Origin of the sequence: Bacillus sp. A260 (genome assembly GCF_009861435.1) — a bacterium.
In the GTDB taxonomy this organism is placed as follows: domain Bacteria; phylum Bacillota; class Bacilli; order Bacillales; family Bacillaceae_G; genus Bacillus_A; species Bacillus_A cereus.
Genome location: NZ_CP046398.1, coordinates 3,863,574 through 3,879,642 on the forward strand (window position 1 = coordinate 3,863,574; position 16,069 = coordinate 3,879,642).

A 16,069-nucleotide genomic window follows, 5' to 3' on the forward strand; every position below is an offset into this window, starting at 1 on the left:
TGGCATAAGGCTTTTTCTTATTTCAATTTGAACACTATCGCTTCATACGGACGTAATGGAATGTTATCTATTGATCCGATTTCTACATCGTAATTGTGTATAAATAACTCTGATTCACTATAACTAATATCCTTAGGCATTTCAAATACACTTTCATCCGCAGTAAAGTTTGCAATGACAAGTAGTTTTTCATCTCCATATGTTCTTACATAAGCAAAAATAGAAGGGTCATTATTTAATATTAAATCATATGATCCATACACAACTATTTCATTATTTTTGCGTAGTTCAATTAATTTCTTATAGTAATAAAAAATTGAACCTTCATCTTGGATTGCTTGTTTCACATTAATCTCTTTATAGTTAGGATTTACAGTAATCCAAGGTTCACCTTTTGTAAATCCAGCGTGATTCTGATCATTCCACTGCATCGGAGTTCTAGCATTATCACGACCCTTTATATAAATAGATTCCATTACTTTTTCTATATCTTCACCATGGTCTATCACTTTTTCTTTATACATATTTAACGTTTCAATATCTCGATATTCATCAATTGACTCAAATCGGACGTTCGTCATTCCGATTTCCTCTCCTTGATAAATATATGGCGTTCCTTTCATCATATGAAGAACTGTCGCTAACATTTTTGCTGATTCAATGCGATACATTCCATCATTACCAAAACGAGATACAACGCGAGGCTGATCATGATTATTCCAATAAAGGCTATTCCATCCGGTATGCTCTAATGCTTTTTGCCACTTTGTTAAATTCTCTTTTAAAGTAAGAAGTGAGCATGGTTTTACATCCCACTTTCCACCTTCTCCTGAATCTAAATCCATATGTTCAAATTGGAATACCATTTGCAATTCTTTTCGTTCTTCTCCAGTATACAATTTCGCTTCTTCTGTCGTTACACCAGGCATTTCACCAACCGTCATAATATCATAATGCGATAATACTTCCTCATTCATTTCATGTAAATATTTATGAATGTTTGGACCGTTCATAAAATGCTTATGACCTGAAACATACCCCTCTTCTTCTGTTTCAACAGCTGGTAATCCCTCTTCTTTAGAAATAAAATTAATAACATCCATACGGAAACCATCAATTCCTTTTTCTAACCAAAACTTCATCATTTCATAAACATCTTGTCTTACCTTTTCATTATCCCAATTTAAATCTGGCTGTTTTTTAGAAAACAGATGTAAATAATATTCATCTGTCATTTCATCATACTGCCATGCAGATCCACTAAAAGCAGCTCCCCAGTTGTTCGGTTCTTTTCCTTCTTTTCCAGGGCGCCATATATAGTAATCTCTATATTTATTATCTTTTGATTTACGTGATTCAATAAACCAATTATGTTCATCAGATGTATGATTAACAACTAAATCCATCATCAATTTCATATTACGTTCATGCATTTCATGTAATAGCTCATCCCAATCTTCCATTGTTCCGAACTCGTTCATAATTTTACAATAATCGCTTATATCATAACCATTATCATCATTTGGAGATTCATAGACTGGTGATAACCAAATCACATCAATCCCTAACTCTTTTAAGTAATCTAGCTTTGAAATAATCCCTTGAAGATCTCCTATACCATCACCATTACTATCCATAAAGCTACGAGGATAAATTTGATATACTACACTTTCTTTCCACCATTGTTTTTCCATTATGCTACCCCATTTCATTCATCATTCATTTTTCTCTTTTTTAAGGCGCAAACGTTTTCATTAATGAATGATAACAGATTCTATCTCAATTTAAAATAGCGCTTACAATTTTTATTGTTCTTTTTCTAAGAAAACATATGAAAACCACTAATAAATCTCCAATAAATGAAAACGTTTTATTTTTTTATTTATTTTTTGAATCTATTCGTTTATAATGAACTCAAAGAAAACGTTTGCATAATTATTTCTAGGGGGAAATACCATGGCAGAACTTAAATTAGAAAACATTTATAAAATATATGATAATAACGTAACAGCTGTAACTGATTTTAATTTACACATTCAAGATAAAGAATTTATTGTATTTGTCGGTCCTTCTGGATGCGGAAAATCTACAACATTACGAATGGTAGCTGGACTTGAAGATATTTCAAAAGGCGAGTTTTCAATTGATGGTAAACTAATGAATGATGTTCCTCCAAAAGATCGAGATATCGCTATGGTATTCCAAAACTACGCTCTTTATCCACATATGAGTGTATATGATAATATGGCATTTGGATTAAAACTTCGAAAAATACCAAAAGATGAAATCGATCGTCGTGTGAAAGATGCAGCAAAAATTTTAGGACTTGAACAATATTTAGATAGAAAACCGAAAGCATTATCAGGTGGACAGCGCCAACGTGTTGCGTTAGGTAGAGCAATCGTTCGAGATGCAAAAGTTTTCTTAATGGATGAACCATTATCAAACTTAGATGCTAAACTCCGTGTTGCAATGCGCTCAGAAATTTCTAAGCTACATCATCGTCTTGGAACAACAACAATTTATGTAACACATGATCAAACAGAAGCAATGACTATGGCTTCGCGTCTTGTCGTTATGAAGGATGGAAAAATCCAACAAATTGGAACTCCAAAAGAAGTATATGAAACACCAGAAAACATCTTCGTGGGTGGATTTATCGGCTCACCAGCTATGAACTTCTTCCGTGGTAAATTGACTGAAACCGATTTCGTTATAGACAATACTATAAAAATTAAAGTATCTGAAGGAAAAATGAAGATGCTACGTGAACAAGGCTATGTAAATAAGGAAATTGTTTTAGGTATTCGTCCAGAGGACATTCATGATGAACTACTATTTTTAGAAGCTTCACAATCTACTGCCTTCACAACAAAAATTGAAGTCGCTGAGTTATTAGGTGCTGAATCCATTTTATATATGAAACTTGGGAATCAAGATTTTGCGGCACGTGTAGATGCAAGACATACGTTTTCACCTGGTGACCAAATTAAATTAGCATTTGATATGAATAAAGCGCATTTCTTTGATAACCAAACTGAACAACGTATTCGCTAAAAAATTTATCTTTACTATACACATATAAAAAACCGTCCACATATATTGAGGGCGGTTTTCATTATTATACTAGGGCTTCTCCTGTATGAAATGATTGTCCTTTCGTGCCAATAATACCGAAAATCGGTAAATCACTAAGCACCACTTCTTCTTGCTGTTTCATAAAAGATGACGTTAATTGTTTTATCTCTATCCAAACGTCATTAATACAAAGTACATTGGAATCGTTCTCTTGTTGGCGAGAAAAAATAGAATCTATTTTATATAAACCAGCATTTTGAAAAAGCATGTCAATGCGACTGAATGCATTCAAAGTAATGCTAATAACGCGTTGCCAATCTCCTTGCTTTTCCATATCATAGAATACAAAAAGGGCTTCTCCGCCTAGATTCGTAATTTCCTCCACTGTTGCTTGTCCACTCTCTTGATCAATGTCCGTCACAATAACTTTTGCGCCTTGTTTAGCCAACAAAAGAGCTGTATTACGTCCAATACCGATGCCACCGCCAGTTACGATAGCAACTTTTCCTGCAAGCTTCATTTTCATTACCCCTTCTATAAGTCTTACCGTCATTCAGTATACTCCTTTATGAGATTATTCTGCAAGCAAGAAAAATTGCCATTCGATTTGTAAACGTTTACTTTTTATCCTTCTTTTTTCTTACTCTTACGCTGATCAAGAACTAGACCGATAAAAATGAGAATGCCCCAAAAAATTATGCTACCTCCTGTCATCTCAACTTCCCCCTTATTATATAAAGTAAAACTTTAATCAGCCCCAAATGGTGAGATAAAGATATTATTTTTAATCATTATACCATTATCTTAATTTTCAATCTATTATAAATAGAAATGACACATTTTAGTTTTTCCTTACTGTAAATATTCACAATATACTTATAAAATAAAAAAAGACCCTTTTATATATAAAAGGGTCTTTTTTTATTTTATTATACAAGACTTATTATTTTCGTCTTTGTAATTAAGTCCTGAAAACCGCAATTGTCTTTGCGGAACAACATCATATATACGTTACATATTAATGGAATTCCTAATAGCAATACGTTCGGTAATAACACTACAAAAAATCTTATAATTAATGTTTGCAACGTTAGCTTTTCACTCTTCAATGAAATTAATTTTATTCTCGTTACCTTTTTGCCAAGTGTAACACCGTTCCAAATAAAGGGTAATACAATAAAATATATCGCCATTAATATGAAAACTACTGCGAAATCATATCTAAAATCACCTAAGCTTATATTAAAGCGCTTAAACATAGCACTATAGTTTCCGGTCATAATAGCTACTACTGCACCATACATAACCGAGATTAAAAACATGTCAATTAGGGAAGCACCTATGCGATTCATTACAAGCGCTGGACGATGCATCTTTAACTTCATTTTATGTCGACTCCTTCATATCCTTCTTTACCCGTCTCATCGTACCACTTCTAAAAAACATTGTAAACTAGCGTTTCTCTTACTTTTCTTGTACAATTTGTTACAATAGCATTATAAAGGAGGTTCCCATATTGAAAAAATGGATAATCCTATTCGTCGCCTTCCTATTAACTGGTTGTGCAGGAAACACAAGTCACTTAACTTATACGGTTAACGATGAATACGAACTCATACGTACTTCTGGAAATGCATTTGAACTTTTCCCCTCGCAAGATGCTGTATATGCCACACAATACATCCCTGCAAAAATTACAGACATTGCTTGGGATGATAAATACATTATTGCAAAACAAACTGAGGAAAAATCAGATCCAAATAACCCTGACGCAGCAATTGCGAATAAAAAAAGTGAACATTATTGGATTATTGATGTAAAGCACAATAAACGTTTCGGTCCCTACAATGAAAAGCAATTTAATGAACAAAAAGATGCGTTTAAAATTAAGGTGCCTTTTCAAAATGTAGATTCATACATAAAAGAAATAAAAAAACAGTCAGCATAATATTTGTATGCTGACTGTTTTGTCTTACATTATTTTAGTGAGATGTTAAACGTTTGTGGCTCTTTTACAACATCTTGTGTTTCTGAATCTCCTGCAAGTAAATCATCAGTTGTAAACTGAATATCCTTTACCTTGTCTTTTCCATCGTCAAGTATTAAACCAATAATACCATCTCTTATTTCACCAGGCTTATAGTCTTCTCTTGATACATTTTTTGTACCAACTAACGTATCTTCGTCATATAAAAAGTTTTGAGTGGCTACTTTAAAATGTTGCTTACCATTAATCATAACATCATTCATAGAGAAAAATTGCATATTTTTATTTCCGCTATTCTCCACTTTATATGTAATCTCAACGTAACGAATTGTATTACTAATCTCTGTTCCACTTAGCGATGCATATAATTCTGCATCTTCTTGGCTTACTTTATCCCCTAATCTACGTTTTACTTCTTCAGGAGTTAGTGCCGTGTATACTTTCAATGTATTTTTTGCCTTTTCACTCATTTGTGATAAAGAGATTACTTTCACATCTTGTACGTGAATTTTCATTGGCGCTACTTCAAATGTTTGATTCACAGAATGCATCTGCTCTAACTTGAAAGTACCCCATCCTGTTTCTTTCACTTTTTGTCCTACTTTTTTCAGCTCACGCCCACCATATTCTTTCGTTTCAGGAATAGATTCTTTCTTCTTCGGTTCAGCTTTCTTTTCTTCTTGATGGAAGCAACCACTTAACATAAGAAGAAAACTACATAAAACAAAAATACTTTTCCATGCTTTCATCATTTCATTTCTCCTAACGCTATCATTCATGAATATAAAATTAGTCCCTTGCTTTGTAAACTATAGAAACAATGACAATTCCACAAAATGAACTTGTCAGTCCAGATACTATTATACCTCCAATTTGGAAAATATGAAAATAGGGGTCTAGGAACGCATGCACGATAAATATAAAAGCTGTCACAATGATTATCGAAACCCAATACTTTCTTTTTTCTAAAGCTACAATCATATCTTTCCCTGTTTCATCTTTATACTTCCATAGTACGTATAATAGCAATAATAAGCCAACACATGTACTCCCATGTTGCATATATTTATACAATGGAATACTGTGTAATTCAATTTGTAACAATGCTATTTTCATAACGAAATAGCCTGTATTATGAGTAAATGCATCCAAAACGACATGCGTGAGCATACCGAATAATGCAGAATAGCAAAATACAAAGAATTCTTTCCAGGTATGTAGCCCCCACCTCTCATCTATTGCATATGAATAATAACCAGCAAACGGTTTAGGCAAATGCGTTATAAACGGCTTTTTTAAAATGTAATGATATATGTATGCGATTAGAAATACAAGCGGTAAATTTAAATATAAGAACCCAAGCCATGTATGGCCAATAACACCATAGGGTCTAAAGTGCAAAAAATATTCAAAGTCAGGCGCCATACTACCTAATATAAGAGCCGTTACTGAAATATGTTTAGAGTGCTTTTTCGCAAAAGGAAGAACTGCTGCTGGATGTGCAAATGTAAACGGCATACTTTAACTCCTTCTCACATTTTCAATAGAATACCATATATCATAACGAGAGAATGAATCTTCATGCAATATTTATTTTCACATTGGAATATGATAGTTTAAATGATATAATCCACATAAAATATTCAGAAAACAAGAAGGGATTCAGGTGTCATTAACACTTGTATTTGCTGCCTTTTTAAATTCAAAATCCGTTATGAATTGAGGTTTATATATTGATTGACGTACCCTTTTTACAAAATGTCACATTAAAAAAAGAAAATATCCCTAGTTTTTCCGCATATCCTTACTGCTTACCCGCTATTCGAACATTACAATCACTAGATTTCCATCCAAATGTAACATTCATTATTGGAGAAAACGGAACAGGTAAATCAACATTACTTGAAGGAATTGCAATTGCGTTAGGTTTTAATGCAGAAGGTGGAACGAAGAACTTCCGCTTTAGCACAAACGATTCCCATTCATCTTTACATGAATACCTTCGAATTTCAAAAAGTTTCAATACACCAAACGACGGTTTCTTTCTTCGCGCTGAATCATTTTATAACGTTGCTTCTTATATTGATGAAATAGATGCTGATAGAGAAGCACGTGGGAATCCGGTTATCAACTCTTATGGTGGTATCTCACTACACAAACAATCACACGGTGAATCATTCTTCTCATTATTTATGAACCGTTTTTCAGGACAAGGTTTATACATTTTAGATGAGCCTGAGGCAGCTTTATCACCAATGAGACAACTTTCCATGCTCATTCGAATGCACGAACTAGCTGAACAAGGTTCACAATTTGTTATCGCGACGCATTCTCCTATTTTAATGGCTTATCCTGAATCCACTATATATTCTTTAACACAAGAGGGAATTCACGAATCCACATTAGAAGAAACTGAGCATTACCAAACGACGAAACTTTTCTTTGAAAATCGCGATCGATTATTCCATCATCTATTTGAGTCGTAAAAAAAGAAGCAGCAATAGCTGCTTCTTTTTTATAGTGCTTCTATAAATAAGGCAACCCCGATACCGCCACCGACGCATAAAGAGGCAATTCCTTTTTCTAACCCACGTCTTTTTAATTCGTGAATTAAACTTACTGTAATACGAGCCCCTGTACAACCAATTGGATGCCCAAGTCCTACGCCACTACCGTTTACGTTCACTTTTTCACGGTCTAAGCCTAACTCTTTCTCTACAGCTAAATATTGAGCCGCGAAAGCTTCATTAATTTCAAGTAAATCTGCATCTTCCAATGACCAATCTACTTTTTCTAAACCTTTACGAATTGCTGGTGCTGGTCCAATACCCATAATTTTTGGATCTACTCCAGCTACTGAATATCCAACAATTCTAGCTAACGGTTGTAAACCTTTTTCTTTCGCTTTTTCTTCGCTCATTAATACTAGAACTGCACTCCCGTCATTAAGGCCAGATGCATTTCCAGCAGTCACTGATCCATCTTTACGGAACGCCGGCTTCAATCCAGCTAATTTTTCAGCTGTAATATCTGCACGTGGATGTTCATCCTTCGAAAATACAACTTCTTTTCTACGCTCTTTTATTGTAATAGGAACAATTTGATCGTCAAAGTATCCAGACTCGATTGCCTTCAGTGCCAATGTATGACTGCGAAGAGCAACTTCATCTTGTTCCTCTCTTGTAATTTCATATTGTTTAACTAAATTTTCCGCTGTTTCACCCATCATAATATGGTGAATCGGATCTTCTAACACTTCCCACACCGTATCACGAATTTCTCCGTGCTGTAGACGTTGTCCCCAGCGGTGCTGTTTCAATGCATAAGGGCTCGAACTCATCGCTTCTACCCCACCTGCAACAACAACATCACTTACACCTAATTGGATTTGCATTGCAGCTGACATAATTGCTTGCATACCTGAAGAACATTGACGTTGGATTGTATATCCCGTAACTGTGTCAGGAAATCCTGCCGCTAATGCAGCTGTTCTCGCCGTATTTGCTTCATCAGTTCTTTGAATACAATGACCTAAAATTACTTCATCAACTTCATGTGGTTCTACCCCGCCTCGTTTTACAGCTTCCTGAAGTACAGGAACAGCTAATTCTACTGGCGTTACATTTTTTAGCGCTCCTCCAAAAGTTCCAATTGGCGAACGAACTGCAGCTGTAATAACAACATTATGCATTTTGCACTTGCCCCTCTCTTATGTACCCTAGTCAGTTTTTAGGTGAAATTCCATAAGATGTATATCTATAACTATCATACTATAAACATACTAAAAAATCAAAATATTTAATATAATAAAAATAGAAGGAATTAACCTTCTATTCTGTCAGCGCATATAAAAACTTTTGTAAAATTTTCTCTGTCGTTTCATTCAATTTTGGCAACTTATCTACTGGAAAATATTGAAGTTTTAACCCTTCATGATCGAGCTTTAATTCCCCGCTCACATGATGTGCCTGATACAGATGAATAACATTGAAAATTTCATCGCCATTCGGATAACGGAAATATACTTCTTTTCCTGATAGAACACCAAGAAATTGCATTATTTTTGCAGTTAACCCCGTTTCCTCAAATAACTCTCTACGTGCAGTTTCTTCTGTCGTTTCGCCCAGTTCCATCGCCCCACCAGGTACACCCCAATCATATGTATCTGAACGATATTGAAGCAATACTTCTTGATTATCGTTTAATATAATAATTGCTGATCCTACGAGAATAAGCGGCCTTGTACCAACGACTTTTCGTAACTCTTCAATATACCCCATATGTAAATTCCCCTTTCCCTAACCTCCCTTATCATAACAAAATTTTGCTCTTTTTGTTCATGTAATTTTAAAGAAAAAAAGAAGCTTTCGCCTCCTTTTTTTCACCTTTATTTCTTAAAACTTTCATATTTTACAGCTTCAAAAGCTTCCTCAATTTCATCATTACGATAATGGACATATGTAAAACGCCCCAATTCTACTAATCTTGCTATTTCCTGTAACGCTTTATGCTGCTCATATGTTTCTTTCAGCTTAATATGTACATAAAACTTCATTAACGGATGTTCATATAAAGGTTCTCCCACCTCTACATATACATCTTCCACCCCTTGTACAACTCTTACATAACTTGCAAATTGATAAAGAGCTTCTCTGTCTGAAACGATTTTTAATGTATACATATATTCTCCCCCTTTTCTTTACTATATCAAAAAGATGATCACACTACGTTATAGAACTATGAAATTTTTTCGACTTGTCATCTATATATTCAATAAAGAAGGCGTTTATCCATACATGACATCTTTTCCCCACATATATTATAGGAAGAACTTTTTTTCAGTTGAGGTGTTCCTTATGGATCCATACGTCAATATATGTATTTGTATTACTCCCGGCGCCGATATTTCTGATGACCGCATCGCAAAAGATTTAGCTGTTGCAGAATCAATTTGGCACCCCATTACATTTCAAATTCAAGAAGTAATTGTATTAAATGAACTTTTCCGTTTTTTTGACCGTGAAATCAGTTATAAAAATTCCATTCAAAGTCAAGAAAAGCTGGCATCCTTTTTCCAAACATGTGTAAATGAAGCTCCTGAATGCGACCTTTATATTTGTTATATTGGCAGTGATTATTTCAAAGAAACAGCAGTAATTGCCTGCGCTTACTCTTTAGCAAAACAGCAACAACTTACCGGATATATCGTTTTAACAAACTCGGCTGCTCCTATGAAAAATATATATACGCTTGCTCACGAAATCGGTCATATTTTATTTACAAGACGTGTTCACGGAAAACTTACTCACGCAGATCCTCATTCCCCAACTGGCTCGGAGCACCATCCTTCTCCAACCAATCTTATGTATCCGATAGTCCCGCGCCCTGAAAATGTTCCTATTCAGTCTCTATTGACGAACGAACAAAAAACACTCTCTTTACAAAGCTCTTTATTGCAAAGAAAAAAACAGTAACCCTCATGTTACTGTTTAAAACAACTTATTCCAATCAACAAAACAAATCCCGGCTGCTAGAAATAAAAATAGACAACTAAATGTAAATGTAATCCCTCTAAAAATCCCTATATAATATTTCTTTGGAAATAATTTTTGGTATATCCAGAGCAGCCGCTTTTTATTGAATTTCTAGTTCACACTTTTTCTTTCTTCAATTTTTAAAGACCATCTCATTAATCCATATATACTTCCATACATAAGTAATATCTTTGCAATTCCCCAAAATACATTTCTTTCTTCTAAGTCTTTAAATAAGAACATAATCGCAAGAGGAACAATTAGTACCAAAACACCCATCCAACCAAGAACATATACTTCACCAATAAGAAGTAATAAAAATATACTTACTGCTAATATATATGTCTGCATTGTCGACAATTGTAAAATTGGCGTCCCATACCATTTATTCATAAACATTAATAACACTAATAATAAAATAGGTATCATTACTATTACATAAATAATTCCAAACTCTACTGATTTACTTTTAAAAGAAGACATTCTAAACGCAAAAACCGTTCCAATAATTGTAATAATTAAAACGATAGGATAACCAATTACCTGTACATTTGTTAACGTAAATTGTTGATTCGGATTTCCAAATAAAATATTGGTTAGTAACCAATACCCACCTATCCCAATAATCATTCCTAAAACACTCTTTATACTTCCGCCTTTATCCTTCTCCATCTCTTTCGCTAATTCTTCCGCATATTCTTTTGGCGAATCACCAAATATATTACTTACCGTTTTTCCTTCTTTCTCACCTTCAATTAAATGAGGTTCTGCATCTTCTAAAAAAGCGTCAACATCTTCTTCTTTAATTCCTTGTGTTATTAAATATACTTTCGTATCGATTAAGAACTTTTCTCCTTCTTTAGAAATCTGCATTATAGCCCCTCCCTTATTTAACCATTTCTCTTCTATTCGCCTTCACCATAATTTCAACAAAAATTAAAATAAATAAACTTCCGTATAAACATATAATTTGAAATAACATTGGAACAAGATCTTCCGTTGTAAATGTTTTAAACACTAACATAATTGAAAGTGGAATGATTAAATATAAGTTTTTAAACCATCCTTCAAAGTATATATTTATAGCTACTGTGATGATAAAAATCCCACCAGCTACTATATAACTTTGCACTTCGGTGAATGTGAGCATTTTTGTCGGATATATCACGTCTAATATCGTAACAGCTCCTAATAAAAACATTGGAGCGATCATAACTAAAGACCACATAGAAAACCATGTTTTTGTAAAACTTGTTACGAAGGCCATTTTGCGAAGTAGAAAATTAGGACCTATAACAACTAAAATCAATGAAAAACTATAACCGATACACTGAATAAGTGAAATCTGTAACATTCCATGATTCACTATTAAGATAGAAGCAATAATCCAAAACGATACGATATTCATTACTGTAAAACCAATTTGCTTCCACGTTTCCTGTCTATCTTTTTCCATCACTTGTACAAGTTCATTTGCATATTCTTTCGGTGAGCTTCCGAAAATATCTTCTACACTTTTCCCATCACTCTCACCCTCAATTAAATGGAGTTCCGCATCTTCTATAAAATTTTCAATATCGCTTTCTTTCACACTCTTTGCCGTCAAAAATAATCTCATATCTAACAAAAACTTTCGCGCTTCACTTGATAGCATTATTTTCTCCTTCCCTTCCCTTCAAGTAGACGTTCTACACTACTTTGCATCGTTTCCCAGCGATCCATAAATTCATCAAGTGCTTCCTCGCCTTTTTCTGTTAATGTATAATATTTTCTCTTTGGACCAGATGGAGATTCCTTCATTACGCTTGTTATTAGTCCTTCTTTTTGCATTCGTATTAATAACGGATAAATACTTCCCTCACTCGCCATTGTAAAACCATACTTCCCTAGCTTTTCACTCATTTCATAACCGTATATTTCGCCTTCAGAAATAATAGCAAGTAAGCATCCTTCTAAAATCCCTTTCAGCATTTGACTTGTCGACATAATTCAAATCCTCCTACTATCTTGCTTTACAAGATAGATAAGCGTAAGTATCTTACTTTACAAAATAGTATAGCAAAGACTATTTTGCAAAACAAGATAGCTAACGATTTTTTTTTCCAAATGTTTGCAGGAATTTCATTATAGCTTCTCTAAATAGAGCACTATGAAAACTTTATTATGAAGGGATGTTTTTCATCATGGTTACAAATCGAGTTGTCTTTTTAACAGGTGCTGCAAGTGGCATTGGTTATGAAATGGGAAAGGCTTTTGCAAAAGAAGGTGCAAAAGTTGTGATTACCGATCGGCTTGAAGAACGTGCAAAAGAAGCTGCTGAACAATTACAAAATGAAGGTTTTCAAGCTATCGGTTTAAAATGTGACGTTACATCTGAAGAGGAAATTACAGCAGCAATTTCTCAAACAGTTGATCATTTCGGTTCATTACATATATTAATTAACAACGCAGGAATGCAACACGTTTCACCCATTGAAGACTTTCCAACTGAAAAGTTCGAGCTACTAATTCAAATTATGCAAATTGCTCCGTTTATTGCAATTAAGCATGCCTTTCCGATTATGAAACAACAAAAATATGGTCGTATTATTAATGTCGCTTCTATTAACGGCCTTGTCGGGTTTGCTGGAAAAGCTGCCTACAATAGTGCAAAACATGGCGTAATTGGATTAACAAAAGTTGCCGCTTTAGAAGGTGCTACGCATGGTATTACTGTTAATGCCCTTTGCCCTGGTTATGTTGATACCCCCCTTGTACGTAATCAACTACAAGACTTAGCTACTACACGAAATGTACCACTTGAAAATGTTTTAGAAGATGTTATTTATCCACTCGTTCCACAAAAGCGCTTATTACAAGTACAAGAAATTGCAGATTATGCGATGTTTTTAGCGAGTGAAAAAGCTAAAGGTATAACTGGTCAAGCTGTCGTTATCGATGGTGGTTATACCGCTCAATAAAAATAAAGTTTGCTCAAGAAGAGCAAACTTTATTTTTTATCCCGAGGATCTTCGTACTTTAGTAATTGCCGCGGGAGCTTCTCAATTGCAACAATTACCCCCTCTAATTTACTTTCAATACGGTGGAGTAAATATAATGTTACAACAATCGGAAACCCTACATTACCTATCATCTTGATCCACTCTTCCACCCTCTTCCCCTCCTTTCATTATATAAGTAAGAGAAAACACTGCATTTAGGCATAAAAAAACAAGCTATTATGTATTAGCTTGTTTTTCAAATAATGATGCAATTTCTCGTTTATAGTCCCCGCGTATAATACCTTTCTCAGTAATAATTCCTGTAATTAATTCATTCGGCGTTATGTCAAATGCTGGATTATAAACATCCGTTCCAATTGGTGCTACTTGTTTTCCAAAGATTTTCGTAACTTCTGTTTCATCTCTTTCTTCAATAATAATTTCGGCTCCAGTTTCTTTCGTAACATCAAATGTTGACAGTGGCGCAGCAACGTAAAATGGGATATTAAAGTACTTTGCTAAAATAGCTAAATTCATTGTCCCTATTTTATTGGCTGTATCTCCATTTGCGACAATTCGATCCGCCCCCACAATAATTGCGTTTATTTCTTTCGTTTGAATAGCATGAGCTGCAGTATTATCTGTTATAAGGGTCACATCAATATTTGCTTGCTTCAATTCCCACGTCGTTAAGCGACCACCTTGTAAAACTGGTCTCGTTTCACACGCATATGCATGTAAACGCACACCTTTCTCTTTTCCAATATAAAAGGGAGCTAATGCAGTTCCATATCTGGCAGTTGCGATACTTCCAGCGTTACAGATTGTTAAAATATTATCGCCATCTTTAAAACATGTTAACGCATATTCCCCAATATTTCGACACACCTCTTCATCTTCCTGTTGAATGCGAAGCGCTTCTTCTTCTAATATTTTTTGTGCTTCTTTTATTGTAGTAATCTCTCGAATAGATTCTCTCATACGATCAATTGCCCAAAATAAATTTACTGCCGTTGGGCGTGATGTCCCTAAATAGTTACAGTCTCTATTAAACTTCTTTTGAAATTCTTCGATATGTAAAGTATTATATTTTTTCGCTGCAAGCGCCAAGCCAAATGCAGCTACAATTCCAATTGCAGGCGCTCCGCGTACTTCTAACATTATGATACTTTTCCAAACCTCTTCAATAGTCGTTAATGTTTTGTATTCTGTGCTATGTGGCAATTTCGTTTGATTTAATACCGCAATTGCATCCCCTTTCCAACTTACAGATCTCGGAACAGTAACGATTGTACTCATGCTTTTACACCCCTTGAAACTGTCTGTTGAAATAATGTTCGAAACAGTTGAATATCAGCACTTTTAGATTCATATTTTATTAGTTCTTTTCCTAAGGATAGCGCTTGTTTCTTAGCTTGAATTCTTGTTTCTTTATTTTCTATTTCATCTAAATCTGCTACATGAGCTAAACCAATTGTTCTACGAATTAGTTCACATCCGGCAAATCCAACAGCATCAGTAAAGATATTTTGCAAAATAATTGGTAACCATTGTTTTTCTTTCGTATATGCTTCTACACCTTCTCCAATCCATAACTTTGTAAAAGTCTCTACAAAATAACTCCACGTCTTTTCTATATGGAAAAATAGTACACTTCTCTTTTCTTCTTCTCTAGATAACGCATTTAATAATAGATTTGCAATAAATTGACCTATGTCAAACCCAAATGGGCCATATGCCGCAAATTCTGGATCAATCACTTTCGTTTCAGAAGGTGACGAAAAAATACTACCAGTATGTAAATCACCATGAATAAGAGTTTCTTTTCTTGTTAAGAACTTATATTTATATTGTGCTACTTTTAGTTTTAAAGTTTTATCACTCCAAAGTTCATCAACCACGAGCTGTAAATCTCGCTCATAATCATTTGTATCATAATGTCCAAACGGATCTGTAAACACTAAATCCTCTGTAATTTTACAAAGGTCCGGATTTACAAAGGTACCTTCTAGTACCCTTTTCTCTTTTGACTGTAAACCAAAATCTGAAGTGTAAAATAAAACATGTGCTAGAAAACGACCAATATGCTGGGATAAAAGCGGATATTCTTCTCCGTCTATTAATCCTTTTCTTGTAATTGTTAGTCTTGATAAGTCTTCTATTACCGTTATCGCTAACTCTTCGTCATGACTGTACACTACTGGAACATAATCCGGTACATACTGCGCAAAAATTTGTAATGCCTTGCTTTCAATCGTTGCTCTTTTTATAGACAATGGCCAGCTTTCACCAACTACTTTCGCATAAGGCAGTGCTTGTTTTATTATAATGGATTTCTCTCCATCATCTAATTTAAACACGTAATTTAAGTTTCCATCTCCAATTTCATGACAAATGACATTTGCCTTCTCTTCAAAATAGCCATGATCTTTCGCATATTGTACAGCTGTTATTTCTGTTAATGAATAATATCCCATCTTCTTCTCCCC

General features: G+C 34.3%; 20 protein-coding genes and 1 pseudogene. 5 read left to right on the top strand and 16 right to left on the bottom strand.

Going from position 1 to position 16,069, the window contains the following annotated elements:
• Nucleotides 1–17 precede the first annotated feature (17 nt).
• Nucleotides 18–1,694, bottom strand: a complete 1,677-nt coding sequence (gene malL, locus GD442_RS19340; protein WP_000415177.1) for an oligo-1,6-glucosidase — start codon at nt 1,692–1,694, stop codon at nt 18–20.
• A gap of 262 nt (nt 1,695–1,956) precedes the next feature.
• Here malL and GD442_RS19345 point away from each other — a divergent pair, with 262 nt between their 5' ends.
• Nucleotides 1,957–3,057 (top strand): ABC transporter ATP-binding protein, encoded by a 1,101-nt coding sequence (locus GD442_RS19345; RefSeq protein ID WP_000818931.1) that lies wholly within the window; start codon nt 1,957–1,959, stop codon nt 3,055–3,057.
• Between the two features lie 64 nt (nt 3,058–3,121).
• Here GD442_RS19345 and GD442_RS19350 read toward each other — a convergent pair whose 3' ends face one another.
• From GD442_RS19350 to GD442_RS19360, 3 genes are all read right to left on the bottom strand, one after another.
• Nucleotides 3,122–3,631: an SDR family NAD(P)-dependent oxidoreductase gene (locus GD442_RS19350; RefSeq protein WP_000218412.1), complete on the bottom strand. Its 510-nt coding sequence runs from the start codon at nt 3,629–3,631 to the stop codon at nt 3,122–3,124.
• 71 nt (nt 3,632–3,702) lie between these two features.
• Nucleotides 3,703–3,792 carry a hypothetical protein gene (locus tag GD442_RS19355; protein ID WP_000145638.1) on the bottom strand — a complete coding sequence of 30 codons (90 nt, stop codon included), beginning with the start codon at nt 3,790–3,792 and terminating at the stop codon, nt 3,703–3,705.
• Nucleotides 3,793–4,007: 215 nt separating this feature from the next.
• Nucleotides 4,008–4,463, bottom strand: a complete 456-nt coding sequence (locus tag GD442_RS19360; protein WP_000769080.1) for an RDD family protein — start codon at nt 4,461–4,463, stop codon at nt 4,008–4,010.
• Between the two features lie 131 nt (nt 4,464–4,594).
• Between GD442_RS19360 and GD442_RS19365 the strand changes: the two genes are divergently transcribed.
• Nucleotides 4,595–5,026: a DUF3997 domain-containing protein gene (locus GD442_RS19365; RefSeq protein ID WP_000758789.1), complete on the top strand. Its 432-nt coding sequence runs from the start codon at nt 4,595–4,597 to the stop codon at nt 5,024–5,026.
• A gap of 29 nt (nt 5,027–5,055) precedes the next feature.
• Here the strand turns inward: GD442_RS19365 and GD442_RS19370 are convergent, their stop codons facing one another.
• A complete protein-coding gene (locus GD442_RS19370) occupies nt 5,056–5,817 on the bottom strand; it encodes a hypothetical protein (protein WP_000973899.1) in 762 nt (253 codons plus the stop codon).
• 37 nt (nt 5,818–5,854) lie between these two features.
• Nucleotides 5,855–6,583 carry a DUF4184 family protein gene (locus tag GD442_RS19375; RefSeq protein WP_001116851.1) on the bottom strand — a complete coding sequence of 243 codons (729 nt, stop codon included), beginning with the start codon at nt 6,581–6,583 and terminating at the stop codon, nt 5,855–5,857.
• Nucleotides 6,584–6,798: 215 nt separating this feature from the next.
• Between GD442_RS19375 and GD442_RS19380 the strand changes: the two genes are divergently transcribed.
• Nucleotides 6,799–7,551 carry an AAA family ATPase gene (locus GD442_RS19380; RefSeq protein WP_000568006.1) on the top strand — a complete coding sequence of 251 codons (753 nt, stop codon included), beginning with the start codon at nt 6,799–6,801 and terminating at the stop codon, nt 7,549–7,551.
• Between the two features lie 29 nt (nt 7,552–7,580).
• On the opposite strand, the gene GD442_RS19385 is transcribed toward GD442_RS19380, so the two are convergent.
• The 3 genes from GD442_RS19385 to GD442_RS19395 form a co-directional block, all read right to left on the bottom strand.
• On the bottom strand, nt 7,581–8,756 hold the full coding sequence (locus GD442_RS19385) for an acetyl-CoA C-acetyltransferase (protein WP_000552081.1): 1,176 nt from the start codon (nt 8,754–8,756) through the stop codon (nt 7,581–7,583).
• 139 nt (nt 8,757–8,895) lie between these two features.
• Nucleotides 8,896–9,345 carry an NUDIX hydrolase gene (locus tag GD442_RS19390; protein ID WP_000540529.1) on the bottom strand — a complete coding sequence of 150 codons (450 nt, stop codon included), beginning with the start codon at nt 9,343–9,345 and terminating at the stop codon, nt 8,896–8,898.
• 107 nt (nt 9,346–9,452) lie between these two features.
• A complete protein-coding gene (locus GD442_RS19395) occupies nt 9,453–9,746 on the bottom strand; it encodes a DUF3928 family protein (RefSeq protein WP_000288330.1) in 294 nt (97 codons plus the stop codon).
• Nucleotides 9,747–9,921: 175 nt separating this feature from the next.
• Here GD442_RS19395 and GD442_RS19400 point away from each other — a divergent pair, with 175 nt between their 5' ends.
• A complete protein-coding gene (locus GD442_RS19400) occupies nt 9,922–10,539 on the top strand; it encodes an ImmA/IrrE family metallo-endopeptidase (RefSeq protein ID WP_000371608.1) in 618 nt (205 codons plus the stop codon).
• A 15-nt stretch (nt 10,540–10,554) separates the two neighbouring features.
• Here GD442_RS19400 and GD442_RS28155 read toward each other — a convergent pair.
• From GD442_RS28155 to GD442_RS19420, 4 genes and pseudogenes are all read right to left on the bottom strand, one after another.
• A pseudogene (locus GD442_RS28155) lies at nt 10,555–10,698 on the bottom strand (DNA-binding protein); the annotation flags it as partial.
• A 12-nt stretch (nt 10,699–10,710) separates the two neighbouring features.
• Nucleotides 10,711–11,472: a DUF1129 domain-containing protein gene (locus GD442_RS19410; protein ID WP_001167278.1), complete on the bottom strand. Its 762-nt coding sequence runs from the start codon at nt 11,470–11,472 to the stop codon at nt 10,711–10,713.
• A 13-nt stretch (nt 11,473–11,485) separates the two neighbouring features.
• Nucleotides 11,486–12,253 (bottom strand): DUF1129 domain-containing protein, encoded by a 768-nt coding sequence (locus GD442_RS19415; RefSeq protein ID WP_000952890.1) that lies wholly within the window; start codon nt 12,251–12,253, stop codon nt 11,486–11,488.
• Nucleotides 12,253–12,585 carry a PadR family transcriptional regulator gene (locus tag GD442_RS19420; RefSeq protein ID WP_000107997.1) on the bottom strand — a complete coding sequence of 111 codons (333 nt, stop codon included), beginning with the start codon at nt 12,583–12,585 and terminating at the stop codon, nt 12,253–12,255. The genes GD442_RS19415 and GD442_RS19420 overlap by 1 nt, the downstream gene beginning before the upstream one ends.
• A 197-nt stretch (nt 12,586–12,782) precedes the next feature.
• Here GD442_RS19420 and GD442_RS19425 point away from each other — a divergent pair, with 197 nt between their 5' ends.
• The gene (locus tag GD442_RS19425; protein WP_000258428.1) at nt 12,783–13,559 is read left to right on the top strand and encodes a 3-hydroxybutyrate dehydrogenase; all 777 of its coding nucleotides are present in this window, start codon (nt 12,783–12,785) and stop codon (nt 13,557–13,559) included.
• Nucleotides 13,560–13,588: 29 nt separating this feature from the next.
• Here GD442_RS19425 and GD442_RS19430 read toward each other — a convergent pair whose 3' ends face one another.
• From GD442_RS19430 to mtnK, 3 genes are all read right to left on the bottom strand, one after another.
• Nucleotides 13,589–13,750 carry a YvrJ family protein gene (locus GD442_RS19430; RefSeq protein WP_000393336.1) on the bottom strand — a complete coding sequence of 54 codons (162 nt, stop codon included), beginning with the start codon at nt 13,748–13,750 and terminating at the stop codon, nt 13,589–13,591.
• A gap of 67 nt (nt 13,751–13,817) precedes the next feature.
• A complete protein-coding gene (gene mtnA, locus GD442_RS19435) occupies nt 13,818–14,879 on the bottom strand; it encodes an S-methyl-5-thioribose-1-phosphate isomerase (RefSeq protein WP_000104604.1) in 1,062 nt (353 codons plus the stop codon).
• Complete coding sequence (mtnK, locus tag GD442_RS19440) at nt 14,876–16,057, bottom strand: S-methyl-5-thioribose kinase (RefSeq protein ID WP_000542684.1); 1,182 nt, start codon at nt 16,055–16,057, stop codon at nt 14,876–14,878. The genes mtnA and mtnK overlap by 4 nt, the downstream gene beginning before the upstream one ends.
• Nucleotides 16,058–16,069: the final 12 nt, after the last annotated feature.